The organism is Halomicroarcula saliterrae, from assembly GCF_031624395.1.
GTDB classification, from domain to species: domain Archaea; phylum Halobacteriota; class Halobacteria; order Halobacteriales; family Haloarculaceae; genus Haloarcula; species Haloarcula saliterrae.
In genome coordinates this window covers 259,223-282,249 of sequence record NZ_JAMQON010000005.1, presented here as the reverse complement: position 1 = coordinate 282,249, position 23,027 = coordinate 259,223, and the positions used below count along the sequence as shown (strand labels likewise).

General features: G+C 60.2%; 10 protein-coding genes and 1 pseudogene. 4 read left to right on the top strand and 7 right to left on the bottom strand.

The window, feature by feature from the left end:
• Positions 1 to 29 precede the first annotated feature (29 nt).
• Positions 30 to 284 (top strand): hypothetical protein, encoded by a 255-nt coding sequence (locus tag NDI56_RS17375; protein WP_310920956.1) that lies wholly within the window; start codon positions 30 to 32, stop codon positions 282 to 284.
• Between the two features lie 107 nt (positions 285 to 391).
• On the opposite strand, the gene NDI56_RS17370 is transcribed toward NDI56_RS17375, so the two are convergent.
• The gene (locus tag NDI56_RS17370) at positions 392 to 1,048 is read right to left on the bottom strand and encodes a helix-turn-helix domain-containing protein (RefSeq protein WP_310920954.1); all 657 of its coding nucleotides are present in this window, start codon (positions 1,046 to 1,048) and stop codon (positions 392 to 394) included.
• 435 nt (positions 1,049 to 1,483) lie between these two features.
• Entirely contained in the window at positions 1,484 to 1,918 is a 435-nt protein-coding gene (locus tag NDI56_RS17365) for a hypothetical protein (RefSeq protein ID WP_310920953.1), read from the bottom strand.
• A gap of 130 nt (positions 1,919 to 2,048) precedes the next feature.
• Here NDI56_RS17365 and NDI56_RS21785 point away from each other — a divergent pair.
• Positions 2,049 to 3,652: pseudogene (locus tag NDI56_RS21785) on the top strand (transposase).
• Positions 3,653 to 4,635: 983 nt separating this feature from the next.
• The gene (locus NDI56_RS17350) at positions 4,636 to 15,069 is read left to right on the top strand and encodes a pre-peptidase C-terminal domain-containing protein (RefSeq protein ID WP_310920949.1); all 10,434 of its coding nucleotides are present in this window, start codon (positions 4,636 to 4,638) and stop codon (positions 15,067 to 15,069) included.
• Between the two features lie 237 nt (positions 15,070 to 15,306).
• Here the strand turns inward: NDI56_RS17350 and NDI56_RS17345 are convergent, their stop codons facing one another.
• Complete coding sequence (locus tag NDI56_RS17345; protein ID WP_310920948.1) at positions 15,307 to 16,686, bottom strand: dihydroorotase; 1,380 nt, start codon at positions 16,684 to 16,686, stop codon at positions 15,307 to 15,309.
• 477 nt (positions 16,687 to 17,163) lie between these two features.
• Here NDI56_RS17345 and NDI56_RS17340 point away from each other — a divergent pair, with 477 nt between their 5' ends.
• Positions 17,164 to 18,387: an amidase gene (locus NDI56_RS17340; protein ID WP_310920947.1), complete on the top strand. Its 1,224-nt coding sequence runs from the start codon at positions 17,164 to 17,166 to the stop codon at positions 18,385 to 18,387.
• A gap of 30 nt (positions 18,388 to 18,417) precedes the next feature.
• Here NDI56_RS17340 and NDI56_RS17335 read toward each other — a convergent pair whose 3' ends face one another.
• The 4 genes from NDI56_RS17335 to NDI56_RS17320 form a co-directional block, all read right to left on the bottom strand.
• Positions 18,418 to 19,923 carry an amidase gene (locus tag NDI56_RS17335; RefSeq protein WP_310920946.1) on the bottom strand — a complete coding sequence of 502 codons (1,506 nt, stop codon included), beginning with the start codon at positions 19,921 to 19,923 and terminating at the stop codon, positions 18,418 to 18,420.
• A gap of 291 nt (positions 19,924 to 20,214) precedes the next feature.
• Complete coding sequence (locus NDI56_RS17330; protein ID WP_310920945.1) at positions 20,215 to 21,042, bottom strand: ABC transporter permease; 828 nt, start codon at positions 21,040 to 21,042, stop codon at positions 20,215 to 20,217.
• On the bottom strand, positions 21,035 to 21,958 hold the full coding sequence (locus NDI56_RS17325; protein ID WP_310920944.1) for an ABC transporter permease: 924 nt from the start codon (positions 21,956 to 21,958) through the stop codon (positions 21,035 to 21,037). The genes NDI56_RS17330 and NDI56_RS17325 overlap by 8 nt, the downstream gene beginning before the upstream one ends.
• A complete protein-coding gene (locus tag NDI56_RS17320; RefSeq protein ID WP_310920943.1) occupies positions 21,948 to 23,018 on the bottom strand; it encodes an ABC transporter ATP-binding protein in 1,071 nt (356 codons plus the stop codon). Before NDI56_RS17320 ends, NDI56_RS17325 begins: the two co-directional genes overlap by 11 nt.
• Positions 23,019 to 23,027 lie beyond the last annotated feature (9 nt).

The window sequence follows — 23,027 nt, the reverse complement described above, 5'->3', positions numbered from 1 at the left end:
TTTATTCGCTTTCGCGCGCTAGAGAACGTATGACCGTAGCCTCGAAAACACCCGGTCCCGACGCCGCCCACGCTTTTCGGCTCGGTCTCCGTGCGGGTGCGATCTTCGGCGTCGGCCTGATTGGCACGCTCTACTGGTTCGGGATTATCGAGCTGTTGCTGGCCGGATACGCGCTCCTCCTCCTGTTTCCGGTGTACCTCGTCTTCGTCGCTGCTGCCCTCAGCGTCTGGCTCGGGTACAGTAAGGACGCTACCGCACTCCGGCCAGTGTACAAACGGAACTGAGAGGCCCAACTAACTGGAGCTGTCCGGCGGTATCGCGGAAACCGTCGTCGACTCCGCCTTCCATCAGAACCGTGTGTTCGCCCTCAGCGACGCTACAATCGTGACTCTCACTCATCGTCGACTTCGGCGATAGTCGCCGCGATGAGGTTTCGCATCCCTCGGCGGAGTCGGCCGCTCACCGCCGTCGAGGAGAGGTCCATCGACGAAGCGACCCCGTCGAGTGATATCTCCCGTGGCTCCCCGAAGTACCCCTCCTCGTACGCCGTCCGCAGTGCCGCGGTCTGTTCGTCGGTCAGTCCGTAGGATTCCCCGGCCTCCGTGTCGTCGTTCCCGTATATCTCGATGATGTCGAGAGAGATGTCGTTCTCCCTGGCGAACTCCCAGATCTCGCTGAGTGCTTCCCGTTCCGGGAGTAGCAACCGGGCGAGCCAGCCGTTGCCTTTCGTCTCCGTGTCGGCGAGGAAACCGTTGACGTCAGTGACGACGGTGCTGATGAGCAGAGTTTCCGACGTGTGTGTGATGTAGTAGATACCGGTACCGTCCGACCAGTCGACGAGCTCGTACCCCTCGACGGTCGGGTCTTCAGCGAGTCGTGCTTCGAGTTCTTCCCGGTCGTCGTACTTGATGAGAAACGGGAAGTTGGTCGCGCCCGGAGCGGTCGTGCCCTGCGTGATGACACGTATGTCGATGTCATCTAATGTTCGCAGTGTGGGAACGAGTGCAAGCCGTTCGTGTTCGATGTGTATCGTCGCTGTAACGGACATTGATGAGTGCGCGGGCGGGCGGCGGTCGGCGCCCGTGTGATTCTTACTCGGAATAGACCCCGCCCGTACAATAGTGTTTACCTGTCCTGAGCGACCGCAGTCCGGCGGTGTCGGGCTTTTTCCGTGGCGCAGGATAGCCTGTTGGGGCGTGAGCCGCTTTTCGTACTCGATTGCCTCGGTGTCGTAGAACTACTCCCTGGCGTGGCTCGCGCACCACCTGCAGCGGGCTGTCCAGCCTCTGGGCTGTCGCTCGACTGCGGTGGGGAGACGAACAGGTCGACGACGCCACCGAACTCCCCGGTGAGTGGGGCCACGGTCGCTGAGTTCTTTCGATACAGCCGCTCTCTGCACAACCTCGGAGGATGGAAATTGATGCGTGCCTTTCTTCGACGAGGGGGATGGCCGAATTGTCTGCTCACTGTGCCTGCGAAGCCTTCACCTTCGTTCCAACGTCCCTTCAGAGTAGATATCGAACACTACGTAGTCTGCGTCACCGTCACCCGTCGGGAAGAAGTGGACGTGGCCTTCGTCGGTCGAAGAGTTGTTGTTCTTCCACACTTCATATCGGACAACGTACTGTCTTGTCTCGGCAACGTCTTCCCGTCGTGTCATTGACGGCCTGTTCACACCGTCCTCCCGTGGCTCGATGTCTATCCGTTCGCTGTGTACTCTTGCTTTCGGATTAGCCGGCCCCTCCGATTGAGACGACTTCCCGTCGGTCCGAAGCAGGTCGAACTGAACGGTGTACAGGCTGTCAGTGTGGTTGAACACGACGAGACCGAGCATGACTGGCTGAGAGGAGAGGGCCGAGCAACCGGCACAGCTGGCCAGTACACCGGTTGTCCCAAGGAGGAACGGGCGGCGATCCATGTTCGCGATGTCCTCTCAAGAAGCAAGTATCTTGTCTATACTGACCACAATCATGGATAGCCTGTAAGTGCATTTCTGGTATGGGCAGCGGAGAAATACACCCAAGTGGGTGATCAAGTGAGTCCACTGTATGACGAGTCGCCAGCGCCGTCTCACCGATGCCTATAGCGTTGGCATCACCCTTCGGGAACACCTCCGCGATGGGTCGTCGCTCACTCGTGCCGTTGCATCACTGGACGGCCCATTTGACACACTCGACGATCGGTATCCCGCCTGGCATCCAGCTCCCTATTCGTTCCACGGGATGGTTCGCTTGTTTCTCTATCGGGAGATCACGGGCAAGAGCTACCGAACACTCGGGCAGTAGCCAGAACTTGCGGACGCATTCGGCCTCGACCGCATCCCGGATGAATCGGTTCTTTCGCGTACCTGGAGAAAGCGATTCGACGATGCGAGTCGTGAGTTCATCACCACCGCAGCCCACTACGTCGTCAAAGAGATCCACGACTATGGCCCATCTGTCCCGGCAGTCCGCCCCAAAGAAGAGACTATCACACCACGGAAAGATTCCGGTGAGTTCTCTGAGACGGACGAGACCAAGTGTGGCAAGGACTTCACAGACGAGCAGATACACCGGACGATACGCCTCGCCCGCGCCAACGGCTTCGAGGGCTTCGATTCAGGCCGTGCAGCAAATGCCTCCTACGAGGACACGCAGTTTTTCGAGCTCCAGACGTTCATGGGAATGGTCGGCTGTGGAACCCCGCAAGGGGCGACCCGGTTCCAGTTTCGACGTGGGTCAGAAAACGGACCACACGGCGATACTCACCTGAGAGCAGTCAAACAGTTTGAGCCTGCGGCACTCGTAGATGGATTTGACGAGGCGACGGACCGGCTTCTCTCGATACTTGAGTCCGAGGCATCGTTCCGGCGGCCAGTCACGGCGGCGATCGATATCACGACTGTCCCGTACTACGTCGATGTGGAAGAAATGCCGATGGTCAGCGGCACGAAAGACGGCGAGGGTAGAGCATTCAAGTTTGCAACCCTCTCGATCATTGGCCAGAACATCCCGCTTGTCTTGGCTGTCGAGCCTGTCCGTGAGAGTTCATCGTGGGACGAGAACCCGTCGAATCAGATCCACCGTGTCGTCCGTCGCCTCGTCCAGCGGGCGAAAGAACACGTCCCCATCGAGACGGTGCTGTGCGATCGCGAATTCGATTCGATGCGGGTGTTTCAGACACTCTCGAATCTCGCTGTCAACTACCTCATTCCCAAGCGGATCACGAGTTCCGAACGTGAGGTGATCAAGCAGATGGACGAGGACGACCCGGAGGTCGCCGTCGAATCGGCATCTGTCCACGTTGAGTCGGGTTCGCATCTACTTCGATTCCTGTACGTACCGTCGACGAGCGGTGAGGGAACAACTGTCTTCGCGACGAATCTCCGCGTCGGACCGGATGAGGCCGAGACGTTCTGTCGGCGCTACAGTCGCCGGTGGCAAATCGAGAACGAGTACAAGTCCATCAAGGGTGATTTTCTCGCGAAGACGTCTCGAAGGATTACCGCGTCCGCTTGTTTTACGTCGTGTTCGCGGTGCTGCTGTACAATATCTGGCGGCTCACGGACTTTCTGCTGAAAGCGGGCGTCGATGGCGAGATGGATTATGCCCCCGTCTTGACTGCGGGAGAATGTGTCGAGATGATCGTTTCGGCATTGATTCCGCCTGACTGAGCGACCGATTCCCCACCGGGTTCGCCGCTTAGGAGTGGCAACGCTCTGTAATAGCAACAAAATCCGCGCAATATCCCATGTGCATTCGATTATCTCGTTCAAGATGGGCAGTAACCGAGCGCTTCGTCGGGATATGGCTCCCGAACCGACAGAGATTAGACCCGAAACTGGATCATTCTCCGAAACTGTGCTCTCTGGGACGCAGCACATTCTATATAGCGCTATGTGATTTATCCAATTTTATGCTCTGTATGCATCTCTCGCTGTTGGATGTGGAGACTCTGGTAGTCAAAAAGTCCAACAGAAACATAATATAGAAAATATTATCTCTGAACGTTCTGATTTCGGCTGATTCAGATTGAACCACCAGGAATCACTGTGTGTCCCTGCCCCTCGAGATATCCGCAGGTCCGCACTCATCGCAGAATCTGGGGGTGTCGGGTGATTCAGTAGAACCTCTCGTCAGGTACTGATACCACTGTGGAGGCCTTTATTTATCAATATATAATATAAATCTAGAAAATTATTAAGTACAAACTACTTGAAGATTGTCCCATCAGGTGACATCTGTGCGGGGCTCCCATCGGCAGCGGTCTACGTCAGGGTGGAACAGTGGACAATCGGTACCGGGACGACTCATCGCAGTGCTTGCCGTCGCGGTCATGTTGACTACGGCGCCGATTGTCGGTGCGATATCGGTCACTGGGCCGGTAGCTGGCGCTGGCAACGAGTCGACCACGACGCCGACTGAACCGTCGACACAGAACGACACCGCGACGCCGAACGAGTCTGAAGAAAGTGCGGGCAATGAGACGAACTCGTCACGAAGCAACGGTACTGCAGCGAACCGAAGCGCTGAGACCGGTGCACAGCAGCAAGAGTCCAATGACGACCCGGCCTCGTCGGAAGCGGACGAAAACCGCTCCAAATCCGGGGAGAACGGAACTGCAACCGGAACGGTAGCGTCCAAAGCGAGGGGTCAGATGGTTCCGGATGGCGTGGCTCGTATCAACGCGACGGAGGCTGCAAGCGATATTCCCGACTCGGCCGAGTCCGAGGTCGACGTTGCGGTCGTCGATACGGGTATCGACGCCGACCATCCCGACCTGGTAAACAATCTCGAATGGGGGGTCGATACCACCAACGGAACCGTTCGAGAGGGTATCCAGGCGGCCGACGATGTCAAATACCATGGGACTCATCTGGCGGGTATCGTCGCCGCTGAAAACAACAGCAAGGGTGTCGTCGGCGTCGCTCCGAACGTCGACCTGTACTCGGTACAGGTCCTCAACAAGAGTCGCCAGACGAACAAGCTACAGACGGATGCGGACTGGATCAACACCGGCATTCGAATGGCCGCCCGAGGCCCCGACGACACCCTAAACACCGATGACGACCCCGAGATCATCCTGATGGGAATAAACAGCTCGAAGGACTTACCAAAACTGGAGGATGCCATCGAGTACGCCGCGAATCACGCTCTACTCGTGGCTCCAGTGGGCAATAGCGGCGGCGGGTCCTCCAGCCCCAAGGAAGTGATGTATCCCGCCCGCTACAGTGAGGTGATGGGCGTCGCAGCGACTGACAGAGATGACGAAAGGTGGAGCAAAAGCGCCGAAGGACCGGCCGTCGAGATCGCTGCACCGGGCGTGAACATCCGCTCGACCGTCCCAAACGAGCATATGTTCGGGAACGCGATATACCGGACAGGGTCGGGAACGTCGATGGCGTCCCCTCACGTCGCGGGGACGGCTGCCCTTATTATGGCCAGTGACCTCGCCGATGGGAACCGTGACCTTTCCGATGCTGACGTTCGGGACCAACTGACAGACACTGCACTCGATCTGGGCGACCAGGGGCGAGACGACAAGTACGGCTCCGGTCGGGTTCGGGCCTACTACTCGATTACCGGCAGGCCTTACATCGACAACATCGCCGAGCCAAACGACGACAAGGACGACGCCGATGCCGTGGAACCGGGAGAGAACGTCCAGGGGCTCAAGATCCGGGACGAAGACACGGACTTCTACGAGCTGGAGGACGACAGTGGCGGGGAACTATCGACGACGATCTCGCTCGCAAGCGCCAAGACATCGCTCCAGCAATCTGACTCCACCCGATCGAAGAGCGCGACTGATCCCGCCCTGGACGCGGAACTGATCGGTCCTAGCGGGACGATAACCACTGTCGATTCGATCAGGGATTCAGAAACGATCACATACACAGCCGACGAGGACGGGTCGTACTATCTTAAACTGACCACGAACAGCGAGTCGGCCGTAACGTACGACCTCTCGGTCGACGAGACGAGTGACGACGGCAGTGAGGAGCAAGATGCCAGCGACCAGTTTGAGGACAACGACGCTCGGGGGAACGCGAGCGATATCGCCGCCGGCTCGTACGAGAATCTGGAAGTCAAAGACCAGGATTGGTACAAACTGCAGGTTTCGTCGGCGACGAACATCGAAGTAGAGATCTCGTTCGATGCGAGCGAAACTTCCCTGTCGCTCGATCTGGAGGATTCGGATGGGTGGCCTGTCGGTCGCGAGGAACCGGTGATCGACGGCGAGAAAGTCGTCCACGAGACCCCAAGTGGGGGCACCTATTACATCAACGTAGACAACGTGGGGACAGACGTATCGACGTACAACCTCTCTATAGATATCGGTGGCTCCGGCGACCGACACGCCGACAACCGGTACGACGCGACGGCAGTCTCGCCCGGCGACCAGGTGAGTGGGACCATCGACGATGACGTAGACTACTTCAGCGTCACCGCACGGTCCGGAGCGACGCTCAAACCGGAACTGTCGATTACCGGCGGTGACGGGGAACTCGACATGACCCTGCTCAACGAGTCGGGAGGGACGGTTGAGTCGGCGACGACCGACGGTAACAGCGACTCGCTCACGTACGAGGTTCCGGAATCAGGTGAATACTATGTTCAGGTCTACTCCCCGTTCGGTGGTACTGCTGACTACGACCTGAAGATGAAGTACGACGCCGCCGAAGACGAGGACGGGACCTCCTCGGGAGACAGATTCGAGCCGAACGATCGAAGGAGGAACGCGACCGAGATCTCTAGCGGCGCCGACTTCGACGGACTCACGCTGTACGACGGCAACGACAACACTGAATTCGAAGATTATTACGCATTCAATGCAAAAAAAGGGGTGGAATACACGGTCACGGCATCGTTTGACGACGTGTCTGGCGATCCGAGGCTGATAGTGGATGGTCCCTCGTTGTACAAAGGCTTCCAGGGGACCACCAGTCCGAAAGACATCGAGTTCACTGCCGCATTTGACCAGACACACTACATTTGGGTGTATAATGCGAGCACGAAATACGACCTCAGTCTCGAGAAGATGTCATCCGGCGATTCGCTCGAAATAAACGACAGACCGGAGGATGCGACACCGGTCGAGCCGGGCGACAACTACCAGGGACTCGCGATCGAAGATAAAAACGGTGTCGAGGACGTGGATTACTTCGCAATCGATGTAAACCACAGTGAGACGATTACGTCCGAGATTGACTTCGACACCGGGGACTCAGATCTGGAGCTGGATCTGTTTGGACCCGATAAATCCAAAATCAAACACGGCAGGTTGACCTCCGGCGGTGAGGGGATTCGCCACAAGGCCAGACGGTCGGGGACGTACTATCTGCGAGTTCAGGCTCAGGGGGCAACCGGGTCGTACGATTTCCGGGTCGGACTGCGTAATCCGGTCCCCCCCGGCACAGAGCCCTTCGAACCCAACGATAAAATATCAAATTCTAGAGAGATAGTTCCCGGCGAGACCTACCAGCAGCTGAACCTCAGTGATGACGACGAGGACTACTTCGCAGTCGAACTGCGTGCCGGGGAGGAGATCACCGTGCGTCGCGAGACTTGGGGCGAGGGAGCCTTGGGCGCGAGATTGCTCGATCCGAGCGGAAAATCCGTCGAGTGGGACGAGAACCGCGGCGGTACCGCGAAATTTAGCCACGAAGCGGGTATGTCGGGGACGTACTACATCAAAATCGATGGAATCGCGCGCGATCCACCGCTACCCTACGAGCTACACACTGAGGTGTCGTCTCCCAGCGACCGGCTGGAGCCAAACGATGAGGAAGATCAAGCGCGGCTCGTTTCCCAGGGGTACTGGGAGGACGTGTCTGTCGGGACCTATGCCTATGACTACTATCTGGTCGACGTCCGACCAGGGGAAACCCTGACAGCGAGCGTCGATGCCCCAGACGGCGAAGACGATGTTGCTGCTTCGCTCACGCTAAACGGCCCCGGAGGCACGAACAAACGCACACGCTTCAACACGATTTCGTACACCGCCGACGAGGGGGGACTCTACCGCATCGGTGTAGATAAGGATTACACACTGGCTGATGTCCCGGAGCGGTACAACCTCGATATCGACATCCGAGGGTCGGATTCCAACGGCGATGGGTCCGCGGACGCCGATAGTGGGAACCAAGCAACGGAGGTCCCGTTGACCGGCGACAAGATCGAAGGTCGGTCGATAGGGGCGCAAGCCACTCACACCTACGTCATACCGCTTCGGGCCGGCCGGAACCTCTCGACCGAGGTCGTACCGCGCAACGGGGAGCTAAAAGAAGTGTCGCTGGTCGACCCAGACGGTTTTACGGTTTTGTCGACCTCTGAAGAGCGGATCGACCGTCAGATCCAAGTCGGCAAAACGGGCCGATACAAAATAAAAGTTGATGGACCGCCGTCAGGAGAAACACAGTACGACATCGCGCTGAATCCGACCGGGGCCGCTTTCAAAAACGACGGCAGAGGGGAACCGAACGACAAACGCAGCACTGCAACGGCCCTCGTCTCCAGTAGCCGCAGCTACGAGCGCCTGGAGCTCCACCCCGATGAAGCGGATTACTACGAACTCCACGCTTTCGAGGGCGAGACGATTAGCGTGTCCATCTCGCAGTCACAGAGCAATACCGACATGGATGCGCAGCTGCTCGATTCGAGTGGCACGACGCTGAAACGGTGGGACTCGCCCAGAGAGTTGCGCTCAATCCGATACGAGGCGGACCAAACTGGGTCCTACTACCTGCGTCTGGAGAACGGCTCACCCGATGGGAGCAACGGTGCAACTGTTGGGTACAGTATGGAGTACATGGTCGACGTCCCAAGCGTCATACAACGAGCACCGGACGGGTTCGAATCCAACGACAGGCGAGCCAGTGCATCAGCAGTCCAGCCTGGCTCCGATTATGAAGGGCTCACGCTCCCCGGGAGAGATGTCGACTACTACGCGGTTCAGGCCGACGCCGGAGACACTATCGCTCCGCAGACGAACACCAGATACGAGCAACAGAACCTCACCGTCAAACTGGTTGACGATAACGGCACGGTGGTCGCCACGAAGTCCGGCAGCTCCGATGACCATATCAGTCACCAGGTCCAACGATCCGGAACCTACTATATCAACGTCAGTTCCAGTGTGTTCACGTCGATACCATACGAGTTCGACGTAGCTATTACCGAGCACGAGGGTCGCTTCGAACCAGACGACAACCGAGACAGTGCGACCGAACTCACTGCGGGTGACAGCTACGAGAGGCTGAACGTCACAGCAGCCGACAACCCTGACTACTTCGAGATTACTCTGGACCAAGGTGAGCAGGTGACGACCAGAATCGATGGCGAGACTGGTCTCGATGTTGATCTCATCGCACCGGACGGATCGGTCGTCCACACCGCCCTGTCTGGTCGTGACCGGCTCAGACACACTGCTGATCAGTCCGGCGCGTACTACATCCGGATGGCGACAGACCTGGAAGAACTGGTCGGCTACAACGTCAGCGTTGACGTGACCGAACCCGACGAGTTCGAGGACAACGACGCTCGATCGACCGCGACACAGTTGCAGGCCGGCGAGGAAGTGACGAGCACGACGCTTCGGCCCGATGACGAGGACTACTTTGCTGTCGAGGCCGATTCTAGCGAGGTTATCACCTCCAGCGCGGACCTCGACCAGCGCGCCGGCGATGTCGACATGGAGTTGCTGGCTCCGAACGGCACTGTCCTGACCCGCGCGGATTCGGCCGCAACTGACGAACACGTTGAGCACGAAGCACAGCAGTCGGGTACCTACTACGTTCGCGTGTTCACTGCCAGCGACCGGTGGCACCACTACAACCTCTCTGCCGACGTCGTCGAACCAGTCGACAGGTTCGAATCGAACGACGGGACCGCAACGGCAACACCGATGCAACCGGACGACGAGTACAATCATCTCTCGGTCGGAGGGGATGACGAGGACTATTTCGCGATCGAGTTGCGTGCGGCCGCGACGTTCGAGGCGAGCATCACGACAGCACAGCGTGGGACGGACCTGGACCCGGAACTGATAGCACCGAACGGTGCCGTCGTCGCCTCCGCGTCCTCGGCAGGACAGCAGGAACAGCTCACTCATGAGACTGTATCCGCCGGGACGTACTACGTTCGCGTGTCCGCAGCCGACGGACCCGGTGCCAACTACGATATCGAGACGCGGACCAGCCCGGGTCGGGACCGACTGGAGCCCAACGATAACCCCGGAAACGCGACGCGAGTACCGGCTGACGCCCGCCGCCGGAATCTGACTCTCACCGAGGGAGACACCGATCGCTTCGCGGTGACTGCCAGCGATAGCACCATACTCAGCCTGAACGTCTCGTTCGACAACTACGCCAGTGAGGGACAGATACTATTGTACGGGCCAAACGGCACGGAAATGGCGCAAACGACCACGTATGGAGGCACCGAACAGATCCGAGCACTTACGAACAGGTCCGGAACCCATCGTATCGCCGTCGTCAACTCGGATAGGTACATGTCTACCGAGTACGATTTACAGGTGAACGTGAGCGAGCCGGTGTCCGACCCGCTCGAACCCAACGACCGGCGTCGGAACGCCACCGATGTCGCCGTCACCGACAGCTACGCCGGGCTCGTCCTCGGCCGGATGGAGCAGGACTACTTCGTGTTTAACGTAAGCGAGGGCGACCTGATCGACCCGCGGATCTCCTTCGACCACGACATGGCTGATGTCAATGCGACCTTGACGAGCTCCAACGGAACGGTCGTCGAAACGTCGGAGTCCGATACCGATGTCGAAACCATCGACTACGAGGTTAGTCGGTCCGGGTCGTACTACCTACGAGTCGCCAGCGGTGACGGTAACGGGGCCCTCTACGACTTCCAGTACGGGAACACGACTGGCGACCGACTCGAACCCGACGACCGGGGGAGCCGTGCCACGACCGTCTCGTTCGGCGATAGCTACGAGAACCTCACTGTCGGGTGGGCGGACGACGACTACTTCGCCTTCGATGTCGAGAAGGGCGACCTGATCGATCCCGAAATCACGCCCCATCAGAGCGCCACAGATATACGCGCCGAACTGCTGACCGAGGACGGTACGCCGGTGGCCAGTGCAAGTCCCAACCACGAGCAGCTCAGCTACCAGGCTCCGCAAAACGGCACCTACTACCTGCAGATCTCGCAATTAAACGTGGACGAGACGAGTTCCTACGACCTGCGCTACGGGAACGCCACCGGTGATCGTCTTGAACCCAACGACCACAGGACGAGAGCTACGCCCGTATCGCTTGGAGATAGCTACGAGAACCTCACCGTCAGCGACTGGGACTCAGACTACTTCGCCTTCGATGTCAGCAAGGGCGAGCTGATAGACCCCGAGATCGAGGCCGACGATGGCCTCCGCGCCGAACTGACGACCGGGGACGGCTCGTCTGTCTCGAGTGCGAATCTCGACTACGAGCAGCTCAGCTACGAAGCCGAACAGAACACCACGTACTACCTCCGGCTGTGGACCTACGGTGCGGGGACGACTACCTATGACTTGCTTTACGGTAACTCGACGGGCGACCGCCTCGAACCGGACGACTGGCGGACCCGAGCCACGAACGTCTCCCTCGGGGACAGCTACCAGAATCTCACCATCAGCGACGGGGATCCGGACTACTTCGCGTTCAACGCGACCGGGGGCGAGCTGATAGATCCAGAGATACGCTTCGACGGCGCCGACTACCCGTCGGCAGAGCTGGTTCGCCCGGACGGGTCGTCTGTGACCAGTGTGGACCTCAACTACGACCAGCTCGAATACGAGGTCGAACATGGCGGCACGTACTACGTGAAGCTCTCGGTCGAAAACCAAGAGCCAGGCTTCTATGATCTCCAGTACGGAAATGCCTCCGGCGACCGCCTCGAACCGGACGACTGGCGCACTCGGGCGACGAACGTCTCCATCGGGGACAGCTACCAGAACCTCACTATCAGCGACGGGGACCCCGACTACTTCGCGTTCAACGCGAGCGATGGCGAGCTGATAGATCCAGAGATACGCTTCGACGGGGCTGACCACCCGTCGGCAGAGCTGGTCCGCTCCGACGGCTCGTCCGTGACCAGTAGGAACCTCGACTACCGGTCGCTCAGCTACGAGGTCGAACAGGGTGGCACTTATTACGTGAAGCTCTCGGTCGCCGCGGACGACCCGGTCGCGTACGACCTGGTATACGGCAACTCGACCGGAGACAGACTCGAACCCGACGACTGGCGGACCCGTGCGACGAACGTCTCCTTCGGGGACAGCTACCAGAATCTCACCATCAGCGACGGGGACCCGGACTACTTCGCTGTCACTGTCGAGGAGAACGAAGTCATAGACCCTTCGTTCTCGTTCGACGATGACGCTTCCGACCCGCGGGTGGAACTGCTCGGTCCGGAGGGACCGTCTGAGACCAGCGCGAACCTCGACGATGACCAGCTCGAATACGAGGTCGACCAAGCCGGGACGTACTATCTAGAACTCTCGGTCGAGGACGACGAGCTGGTTTCTTACGACTTCGAGTACGGGAGTTCGTCCGGCGACCGGCTCGAACCGGACGATTGGCCCAGTCGCGCCACGAACGTCTCCGTCGGGGACAGCTACCAGAACCTCACCGTCAGCGACGGGGACCCGGACTACTTCGCCTTCAACGCGACAGAGGGCGAGCTGATAGATCCCGAGATACGTCTTGACGGGGCCGACTATCCGTCGGCAGAGCTGGTTCGCTCGGACGGGTCGTCTGTGACCAGTGTGGACCTCAACTACGAACGGCTCGAATACGAGGTCGAACAGAACGGTACGTACTACGTGAAGCTCTCGGTCGCCGCGGACGACCCGGTCGCGTACGACCTGGTATACGGCAACTCGACCGGAGACAGACTCGAACCCGACGACTGGCGGACCCGTGCGACGAACGTCTCACTCGGGGACAGGTACGACAATCTCACTGTCAGCGACGGGGACCCGGACTACTTCGCGGTCACTGTCGATGAGAACGGAGTGATAGACCCGTCGTTCTCGTTCGACAGGTATGCAGACAATCCGCAAGCGCAACTGCTCGGGCCGGACGGATCGTCCATGACCAGCGCGGACCTCGACTACGAACAGCTCGCATACGAGGTCAACAGTGCCGGAACATACTACGTGGGGCTCTCGATCGACGCCGACGAACCGGTCGCGTACGACCTCGTCTACGGGAATTCGACAGGCGACCGGCTCGAACCGGACGACTGGCCCAGTCGCGCAACGAACCTCTCGCTTGGCGACAGCTACGCGAACCTGACAATCAGCGACGGGGACCCGGACTCCTTCGCGGTCACTGTCGACGAGAACGGAGTCATAGACCCATCGTTCTCGTTCGATGGCGACGCGTCCGACCCGCGGGTGGAACTGCTCGGTCCGAACGGGTCCTCCGTGACCAGTACGAACCTCGACTACGGTGAGCTCTACTACGAGGCCGAGCAGACCGGTACCTATCATCTCCGTCTGCGGGTCGACAACAGCGACCAGTCGAACTACACTGTCCAGTACGGAGATACGACGGGTGACAGGCTCGAACCCGACGACCAAACTGCGAGAGCCACACCCGTCTCCCTCGGTGACAGCTACGAGAATCTCTCTGTCAGCGACGGGGACCCGGACTACTTCGCGTTCACCGCCAGCGCCGGTGAACTGCTCGACCCGCGACTATCGTTCGGCGACGACGCGACCGGCGCGAGACTGGAGCTGATCGGCCCCACCGGCAGGGCCGTCACCACCGTGGCCCCGGCGCGTGAACAGCTTAGCTACGAGGTCCGGCGAGACGGGACGTACTATCTCCGAGTGACTGCCGACACCGACGAGTTAGCGTCCTACGACCTGGTGTACGGGAATTCGACCGGCGACCGGCTCGAACCCGACGACAGAACGACGAGAGCAACGTCCGTCTCGCCGGGTGACAGCTACGAGAACCTCACCGTCAGCGACGGCGACCCCGATTATTTCAAAGTCAACGTTAGCAAGCGAGATCTCAACGGCTGGCAGCCATCACTGGCTGACACGTATATCTCAGGTGGCTGGTCCGGTCCGCAGTACCAGTTCGGCGGCTACGGGGCCGATTCGAGGACCGCACGTATCGACCCGCGGTTCTCGTTCGGTGACAGTGTCGACACGCCGCGGGCGAAGCTGCTCGGGCAGGGCGGCGCAGTCCTGACTAGTGTGGACCTCGCGGATGAAGAGCTCGATTACGAGGTTGCTACCGCGGGGACCTACTATATCCGCGTGACTGCCGACACTGACGAATCAGCATCGTACGACATAGTCTACGGCAACGTGACCGGTGACCAGCTGGAGCCCGACGACAGAGAGACGAGGGCCACGGTCGTCTCGCCGGGGGACAGCTACGACAATCTCACTATCGAGCGGAACGACCCAGATTACTTCGCGTTCAACGTTAGCGAGGGCGAATTGATAGACCCACGGTTCACGTTCGGCGACGGTATCGACAGTCCGTCCGCGGAACTGGTCGGACCCGGTGGGCAGACCGTCGCCAGGGCCGACCTCGACCACGACCAGCTAACCTACGATGTCGAGCAGAACGGTACTTTCTACCTGCGGGTCGAGACCGCGGGGTCGGGTTCCTACGAGTTCGTCTACGGGAACACGACCGGTGACCGTCTGGAAGGAGATGACCGACGAAGCAGAGCGACGACCGTCTCTCGTGGGGATAGCTACGATAATCTCACTGTCTCTGACAGCGACCCGGACTATTTCGCGTTCAACGTCAGCGAGGGCGAGTTGGTCGATCCCAGGGTCGTGCCGTCTGGCGAGAGCAATCTGGAAGTGACACTGACCGACGCCGACGGGTCGCATCTTGACGCGGTCGACCCCGAGTACCGACAGATCAGCCACGAAGCCAGAGAGTCAGGCACGTACTACCTCAGTGTCGAAGCCGACTACATCGGCGGTTCGTATCGCCTCGTCTACCCAAACACCACAGAGCCACGTGGATACTTTGGCCTGCAGCGTGCTAGATCGAGCGGGCTGGGGTTCTCGGCGGTCGGCCTGTCTGTCGGGCCGTGAACAATCATCGCTGTCGAGTGCATCGACTGACCACGCGACCTGACTACCGATCTGACGGACGCCGCTCACGGCAGATTTGGGTCACAAAATCCGAAACAAATTTTAAAAACTGACTAATCTGCTCTACAAACCGAATCCAGCTGATTCAGATTCAGGTACGGGCGACCGGGCCACTCGTAGTGTCGATAGCTCGGTGCCAGCGGCCACCAGTGACCGCTCGTCCGCCCTGGCGGGTAGCTACTCGTTCCAGTTCGGTGCCTCCCGCTCGACCGACTCGCCGTAACCGGGTTCCCCGAGTATTTCGCCGTCGGCGGCAATGCACTCCCCGCGGAGATAGGTAGCGGTAACGCTGCCGGTGACCTCTCGGCCCTCGTAGATCGAGTAGTCCGCTTCCGACTCGTTCTCGGTCGCGTCGATAGTCTGTGTCCCATCGGGGTCGAACAGGACGAAGTCGGCATCCGTTCCGGGTTCGAGCGTCCCTTTGTCGGTCAGTCCGAATATCCGGGCCGGGTTCGTACACATCAGTCGGACCAGCTTCGGATACGACATGCCACGCTTGTTGACGGCCTCGTCGTGGAAGACGGGGAGGCTGTGTTGTACGCTGTTGGCGCCGTACTCCGACTCCCACCAGTTGTCCGTCTGCTTGCTCGCCTCGGTGAACGCCACGTGGTCGGTGGAGACGACGTCCAGCGTTCCACGCGTCAGGTGCTCGAACATCGCGTCGACATCGTCGCCCGTCCTGAGCGGCGGGGCGATCATGGGGAGCAGCCCCTGGGTTTCGTACGCAGATCTGTCGAGCGTCGTGTAGTGGACACACGTCTCACCGCGTATCTGGGACTTGTCCGTCTGTGCCGCCTCGATGATATCGGCGACCGCTCGACAGGAGGTGTGTATGCCGTAGTACTTGTTGCCCGCCTTCTGGGCCATCCGTACCGCGTCGTCCGCCGCCATCGCCTCCGCGTGGTCGGGCCGCGAGTCGGGATACGACGCCGGTTCACCGCGCCCTTCCGCACGCAGTACCGATTCCCTCATACTGCAGACGTCGTCGTCTTCGGTGTGGAGGACGGCGACCCCACCCGTCTCCGCGAGCTCCTCGAACACCCGTTCTATGAACCCGTTTCGGAGGCCGAAATCGTAGGTCGTGAAGATTTTGAACGAGACGATTCCGCCGTCGACGAGATCGGATATCTCTTCGAGCGCCGCCGGGTCGTCTCTCGTGAGGGTCGCGTGGACGCTGAAATCGACGAGCGACGAACTGGCCGCGTCGTACTGGCGCTCGACAGCCTCGTGGAGGGTCCCGTCACTGGAGAACTGCGAGTCGGGGCTGTCCCACCCTTGCCACGCAAAGGTGATGAAGCTCGTCACGCCACCCAGCGCTGCGGCCCGGCTTCCGGCCTCGTAGCCGTCAATCGTGTTCGGCCCGTTCACGTGGACGTGCGGGTCGACCACGCCGGGTAGAACCAGCTTACCGGATGCATCGACCGTCGTGTCGGCGTCGACGACCGTCCCGGGCGAGACGATTCCGGTGATTCGGCCGTCATCGACGAGGAGGTCGCCCGCAACCTTCCTGTCCGGCGTGACCAGTGTTCCGTCCGTGACTACCAGCTGGGCGTTCATGAATCGACAGCACCCCGAACACCGAGGTGGCGAGAACTCCGCAACTGAACTTGCAACAGCTTTGCAAAACTCAGGATATTGTCGTACATTAGCTCAACGTTTGAACGATTAGCGGGCAATCGTATACTTATTTTATTTTGAGGCAAATATACGCCCAGTGAGAAAAGCTCGCAGAGGGGCAGCCGGCTGCCGTCTCGAAGTTTCGGCGCAGCCCGGGTCCCCTGCTGACTGGTGCGGAGAACTGCGCGGACGGTGGGGGCCAACAGTCGATATGAAAGCGGTGACCCGCGACGGACTGTCCGGAAATCACCGGCAGACCGTTCCCTGTAGAGTTGACAGCGCGTGCAGTAACGCGCCAGAAACAACTAATAACAGACAGCAATAAGGGAGTTTATGAACACATACGAGTCGAGACTCCGGGAAATTGTGCCGGAATTGCGATTCGGCGAGACTCCGCTTAGAACCTATCACGAATCGGTGTGTGACCGAATCGAGACTCTGGACGACGAGATACACGCATTCGTCGCCGAATCGGTGGCCGAAACGCGGATCTCGGCTCAGCTGGCTCGGCTCGAAAACGAACGGCGCGATAGGCAGTTTCGACCGCCGCTGTACGGCGTTCCGGTCGCTCTGAAAGACGTCTTTCGCGCCGACGGCTTTCCGACAAAAGCGGGCTCGTCGCTCCCCACTGAGCTGCTCGATGGACCCGAATCGGCGGTGGTACGTGCATTACGTGACCTTGGGGCGGTCGTCGTGGGGAAAACGGTGACGACGGAATTTACGCACCTGCCGACGGGCGAGACCCGGAACCCGCACGCGGTCGACCACACGCCGGGGGGGTCAAGCAGCGGTTCCGCGGCGGCCGTCGCGGCGGGGATGTGTCCCCTGGCTCTCGGCTCGGAAACCACTGGCTCGGTCATCAGACCAGCGGCGTTCTGCGGTGTCGTCGGGTTTCGCCCGACCACCGGCCGGCTCCCGACCGAGGGGCTGATTTCCCTGGCGCCGACCGCGGACACCGTGGGCCTCTTTACACAGGACCTCGAGGGCGTTCGTCGGGTCGCCTCCCTGCTGTGTACGAACTGGACAACCCGACGGCGACCCGGCTCGCTCCCGACGATCGGCGTCCCGACCGGCCCCTATCTCGACCAAGCTTCACAGGCGGCGATACGACGGTTCAGAGCACAGGTCTCCTCGCTCGAATCGGCGGGGTTCGAGGTCGAGCGGATGCGTTTTTTCGACGATATCCAGGAGATAAACACCCTTCACGACGCGTTACTCGCCGCCGAGGCGGCGGGTGTCCACGCCGAGTGGTACACGCGATATCCCGCGCGCTATTCGGCGGAGATGGCCGAACTCGTCGCACGCGGCGACGACGTTTCCGTCGAGACGCTCGGGCGGGCAAAGCGCAGCATGAAACGGACACGCGCCAGCGTCGAGTCGGCATTTGCTTCAGCGGACCTCGATGTTATCGTCGCGCCGCCGGCACCGAGTGTCGCACCGGAAGGACTCGACGACGACGGCGACCCGGTGATGAACCTCCCGTGGACACACGCAGGGGTCCCGACTGTGACGCTTCCGGTCGGGTCGACGGACGCCGGGCTTCCGTACGGCATCGCCTGTATCGGGCGGTTCGGACGGGACGAGGGGCTGCTCTCACACAGTCGAACGATAGACGAGCAGTTCCGGGACACGTCCGACTAGCTTCCGGCTCGATTACCGGTGAGAGCGGCGCTACTGTTCTGTCTGTCGCTCGAGGGCGGCACCGAGCGCAAAGAGTGTCGGCTCGTCGAAGTGGCTCGCCACGAACATCGCTCCGACCGGCACGTCGTCCACTGTTGCGCACGGAACCGACAGCGCGGGATGGTGCGAGAGGTTGAACGGCTCCGTGTTCACCGTCTCCGCAAAGCCCGGGCCGGTCCGCCGCATCTTTTCGAGGTCCATACTCGACCCGAACGCAGGGGGCTTCATGGGGACGGTGGGCATGACCAGTGCATCCGCGTCCGCGAGCGCGTCGTCGTAGGCCGCTCGCAGCTGTAGGGTGAGATTCTTCGCCTTCGCGTACAGCGACCCGCCGTAGTTCCGTCGCAGGAACTCCGATACGAGTATCGCGTGGGTCACCGTCGCCGGCAGGTCACTGCTTCGAGCGGCGAGTGCTCGGCTCACGTAGTCGATGGCTCCGGTGTCGTACCATCCGTCGAACCCCGGAGAGAGACCGTGCTGTCTGAACAACTGTCCCATCCCGTAGAGCGCAACGACGACCGAGAGCTCGCCGGCCCGGTCGTGCATCGGGACGGACACCTCCTGTATCTCGACCCCACAGTCCGCGAGCGTTTCGACGGCATCGGCGACAGCCGCGGTGACGTCAGATTCGCCGCCGCCCGCGTCGAACCCCTCCGAGAGGACGGCGACTGTCAGCTCCGAGACCTCCGACTGCAGCGCCTCGACGTAGTTCCGGACGGACAGGTCACGGGGTTGGCGGGGGTCTAAGCCGTCGCGACCGGCGAGCACCTCGGTCACCAGTGCCGCCTCTTCGACGCTTCTCGTCAGCGGACCGACGTGGTCGAGTGATGGATCGGCACCGAAGATACCGGTGTAGGGAATCAGCCCGTACGTCGGTTTCAGTCCGACGACGCCCGCGAACGAGGCCGGCATACGGACCGAACCGCCCTGGTCGCTTCCGATGCCGATGTCGACCTCGCCCGCTGCAACAGCCGCCGTGCTCCCCGAGGACGAGTGGCCGACACTGTACTCGGGGTTTCGGGGGTTCCTCACGTGACCGAACTCCGGAGCGCCGGACGAGAAGCTCCAGAGGTTCGTCTTTCCGGTGATAGTCGCACCCGCTTCGAGCAGTCGAGTGACTATCGTCGCGTCGCAGGCGGGCACGTACCCCTCCATCACCCGCGAGCCGTTCGTCAGTTCGATACCGGCGAGGCTCACGTTGTCCTTGAGACCGACAGTCATTCCAGTCAGCGGCCCGGTCTCGGCTCCCTCGACTCGACACCGGGTTATCCAGGCGTTGTGTGGGTCCTCCGACGCTGTCGGTTGATAGCCGGGAGTCCGGCCACGGTACGAGTACTCCCGAGGCGGGTGTCGTGGGGTCGGGCGGCTCTCCACCTCGGAGAACACGTCGAGTGTCTCACGGACGACCTGCGTGTACGCGTCCGCCTCCTCGTCGTTGAGCGTAATCGAGAGCTCATCCGCGAGTGCTGCGACCTCGTCTACCGACGGCTTTCTCATCGAGGCGGACTCCCGCTATCAGCACGGGGGCGACGCTCTGGCGACCGGCGTCGGACTTCGGTGTGGTGCCATCCGGCGGCGGACAGCGTGACCGACCGGGGTGATATAACTAGCTCGAGCACGTCTCGCGGAGCGAACACAGTCGTCGACATATCAGGTGGCTGTTCACCGAGGGACACGAAAAGGGTTCTCGTGCTGGTATTATTTGTGTGACATTACAGGGACAGTTTCCGTGAGAGAACGCACCGACCGCCCACTCGCCCGGTCGAAAGCATCTGAGACGGGACGGCGCTAGATAGCGACTTTCCTGACGCCGGAAATGGTCACGGCGAGCAACAGGAAACTCGTCGCCACTCCGAGGAAGATGACGCTTATCGCGTTTAACGACGGGTCCAGTCCGTAGACGATGTTGTTCCACAGGTACACCGGCAGCGTGACGCTCCCGCTGTCCCTGACGAAATACGTGAAGATGAACTCGTTGAACGAGAACGTAAACGTCAGTAGCGACGTCGCGATGATCCCGGTGAGCATGTTCGGAACCGTCACGCTCCGGAACGTCGTCAGTTCGTTCGCGCCCAGGTCCATAGCGGCCGCTTCGAGGCTCTCATCGAAATTCGAGAACGTCTCGAGCATCACGAGCGTCGAGAACGGGAGCGTCGCGATGATGTGTACGAACACGACGAGCCAGTATCCGCTGATTCCGACGGTCTCCGCGGCCTGAAAGACGGCGATAGCGCCGACGATTCCCGGGACCAGTAGCTTCGCGATAGCGAGTAACAACACCCAGGGCTTGCCCCGGAACTCGTAGCGGTCGATGCCGATTACCGCCAAGGTCGCGACCGAAATCGATATCGGGGTGGCGACCAGTCCGATCTTCAGGGTATTGTATATCGCCTTCTGGCCTTGTGGGTCTGTCAACACGTCGACGTACCACTCGAGCGTCAGATTCTGCGGTGGAAACGCGAGTAGCCCGTCGGCAGAGACCGACAGGATAACCAGCGTCACCATCGGTAGCCACATCATCACCAGGAGCACGGTGGCAAGCAGCTTGATGACTTTTCCGCCGTGACTCTGTAGCCCGTGGACGTATCCTTTCTTGTCGAGTTTTGCCTTACTCATTGTCGATTATCGGGACGCCGTTGTTCATGAAGCTGATACCCAGAACGACGATCACGAAGAGGCTCAACACCGTTCCAAGCGCCGAGCCGAACGGAACGTCGTACACCTGCATGTACTGGAGCTCGATGAGCCGTCCGATCATGGTGTCGTTCGGCCCGCCGAGCATCGCCGGAGTGACGAACGCTCCGAACGTCGGGACGGCCGCCAGCAGCGTCCCCACGAATATCCCGTCTTTCGTCTGTGGTAGCGTGACGTAGACAAATGTCTTGATTGGCCCCGCGCCGAGGTCTTTCGACGCGCTGATCAGCGACTTGTCCATCCGCGAGATGGACGCATACATGGGCAAGACTGCAACGGGCAGGAAGCTGTAGACGAGCCCCATCAGCACACTCGTTCTCGTAAACAGGATATCGCCACCGATAGAGGCGCTATCGACGAAAAAGAGCACGTTGTCGACCAACTGGTCGAAGGGCCCGCCGTTCTGGAAGATGGCGATGAGCGCGAAGTTGCGCACCAGGTAGTTCGTCCAGAACGGGAGAATCACGAGCAACAGCAGCAGCTTCTGCCGTTTTGCGAACATCGCTATCCCGTACGCCAGCAGGTACCCCAGCACGACAACCAGTGAGGTAGTCTGCACCGTGAGCACGATGGTGTCTATGCCGATGTTCAGGTAGACATCGGTCGCCAGGAAGCGCTGGTAATTCTCGAGGGTGAACTCCGCACCCGGTGGTAGCCCACTCATGAAGGATATCGCGACCATGTACGCCACGGGGACGATCAGCCCGAAGAACGTAAACAGGATTATGGGGCCGATGAACAGCGGCAGCTGTAGCCGCTTGTTAGCACGCAAGAACGCGAGCGCGTTCTCTATCCCGTCGTCCACCCACTCCGGTGACCAGGTGGTCTTAGTGCTCATTGTTCACCTCCGTCGGGAACAAGTGGACATCTTCGCGCCCGAAGGACAGGAACACTGTGTCTCCTTTGTCCGTATCTAGGTTCGTTTCGGCGGTGAATTCACCCAGTTCGGTGTCGACCGTGGCGATTTTCTCCTCGCCCGCGAACATCACTCCTCTCACAGTGCCCTCTAAGTAGAAGTCTGACACGTCTTCTCTATCGGTCACCAGTTCGGTGTCGTGGGGACGGATTCCGACTTTCATCGACGTCGCTCCGTCGCTTATCCCCGTCCCCGGGGGCATCGTGATCGTCTCACTGGGAATCTCAGCCGGGTTGTCGGGGGCGCTACCTTCCCGGACGTCGCTGCTGAACATGTTCATGTCACCGACGAAGTTCGCGACGAACTCCGTCTCCGGACTGTGGTACAGCTCGTCGGGCGTTCCGATCTGTTCTATCTGCCCGTCGTTCAACACGATGACCCGATCGGACGCCGACAGGGCGACCTCCTGATTGTGGGTGACATAGAGAAAGGTCGAGCCCGTGCGATTCTGGATGTCGCTCAGCTCGGTCGTCATCTGCCGGCGGAGCTGGCGGTCGAGTGAAGCGAGAGGCTCGTCGAAGAGGACCACGCTCGGTCTGTTGACCATACAGCGCGCGAGTGCGACGCGCTGTTGTTCGCCGCCACTCAGTTCGTCGATGGCGCGGTCGCCGTAACCCTCGAGCTGGACGACGTCGAGCATCTCCGCTGCCATCTCCTGTCTCTCTTTTTTCGACACACCGTCCTGTTTGGGGCCGTACTCGATGTTCTCGCTGACAGTGTAGTTCGGGAACAGTGCCAGGTCCTGAAACATCATGTTCGTATCCCGGTCGAACGGCGGCCGCTTCGTGATGTCTATCCGGTCAAGCACAACCTGTCCCTCGGTCGGCTCTTCGAACCCGGCTATCATCCGCAGGATCGTCGACTTCCCCGAGCCACTTGGACCGATAATAGAGACGAACTCCCCTTCTCTGATCTCGAAGTTCACCCCTTCGACAGCGTGAACTGTCTCTTTTCCCTGATAGATCTTGACTAGGGAGTCCACCTCTAACGT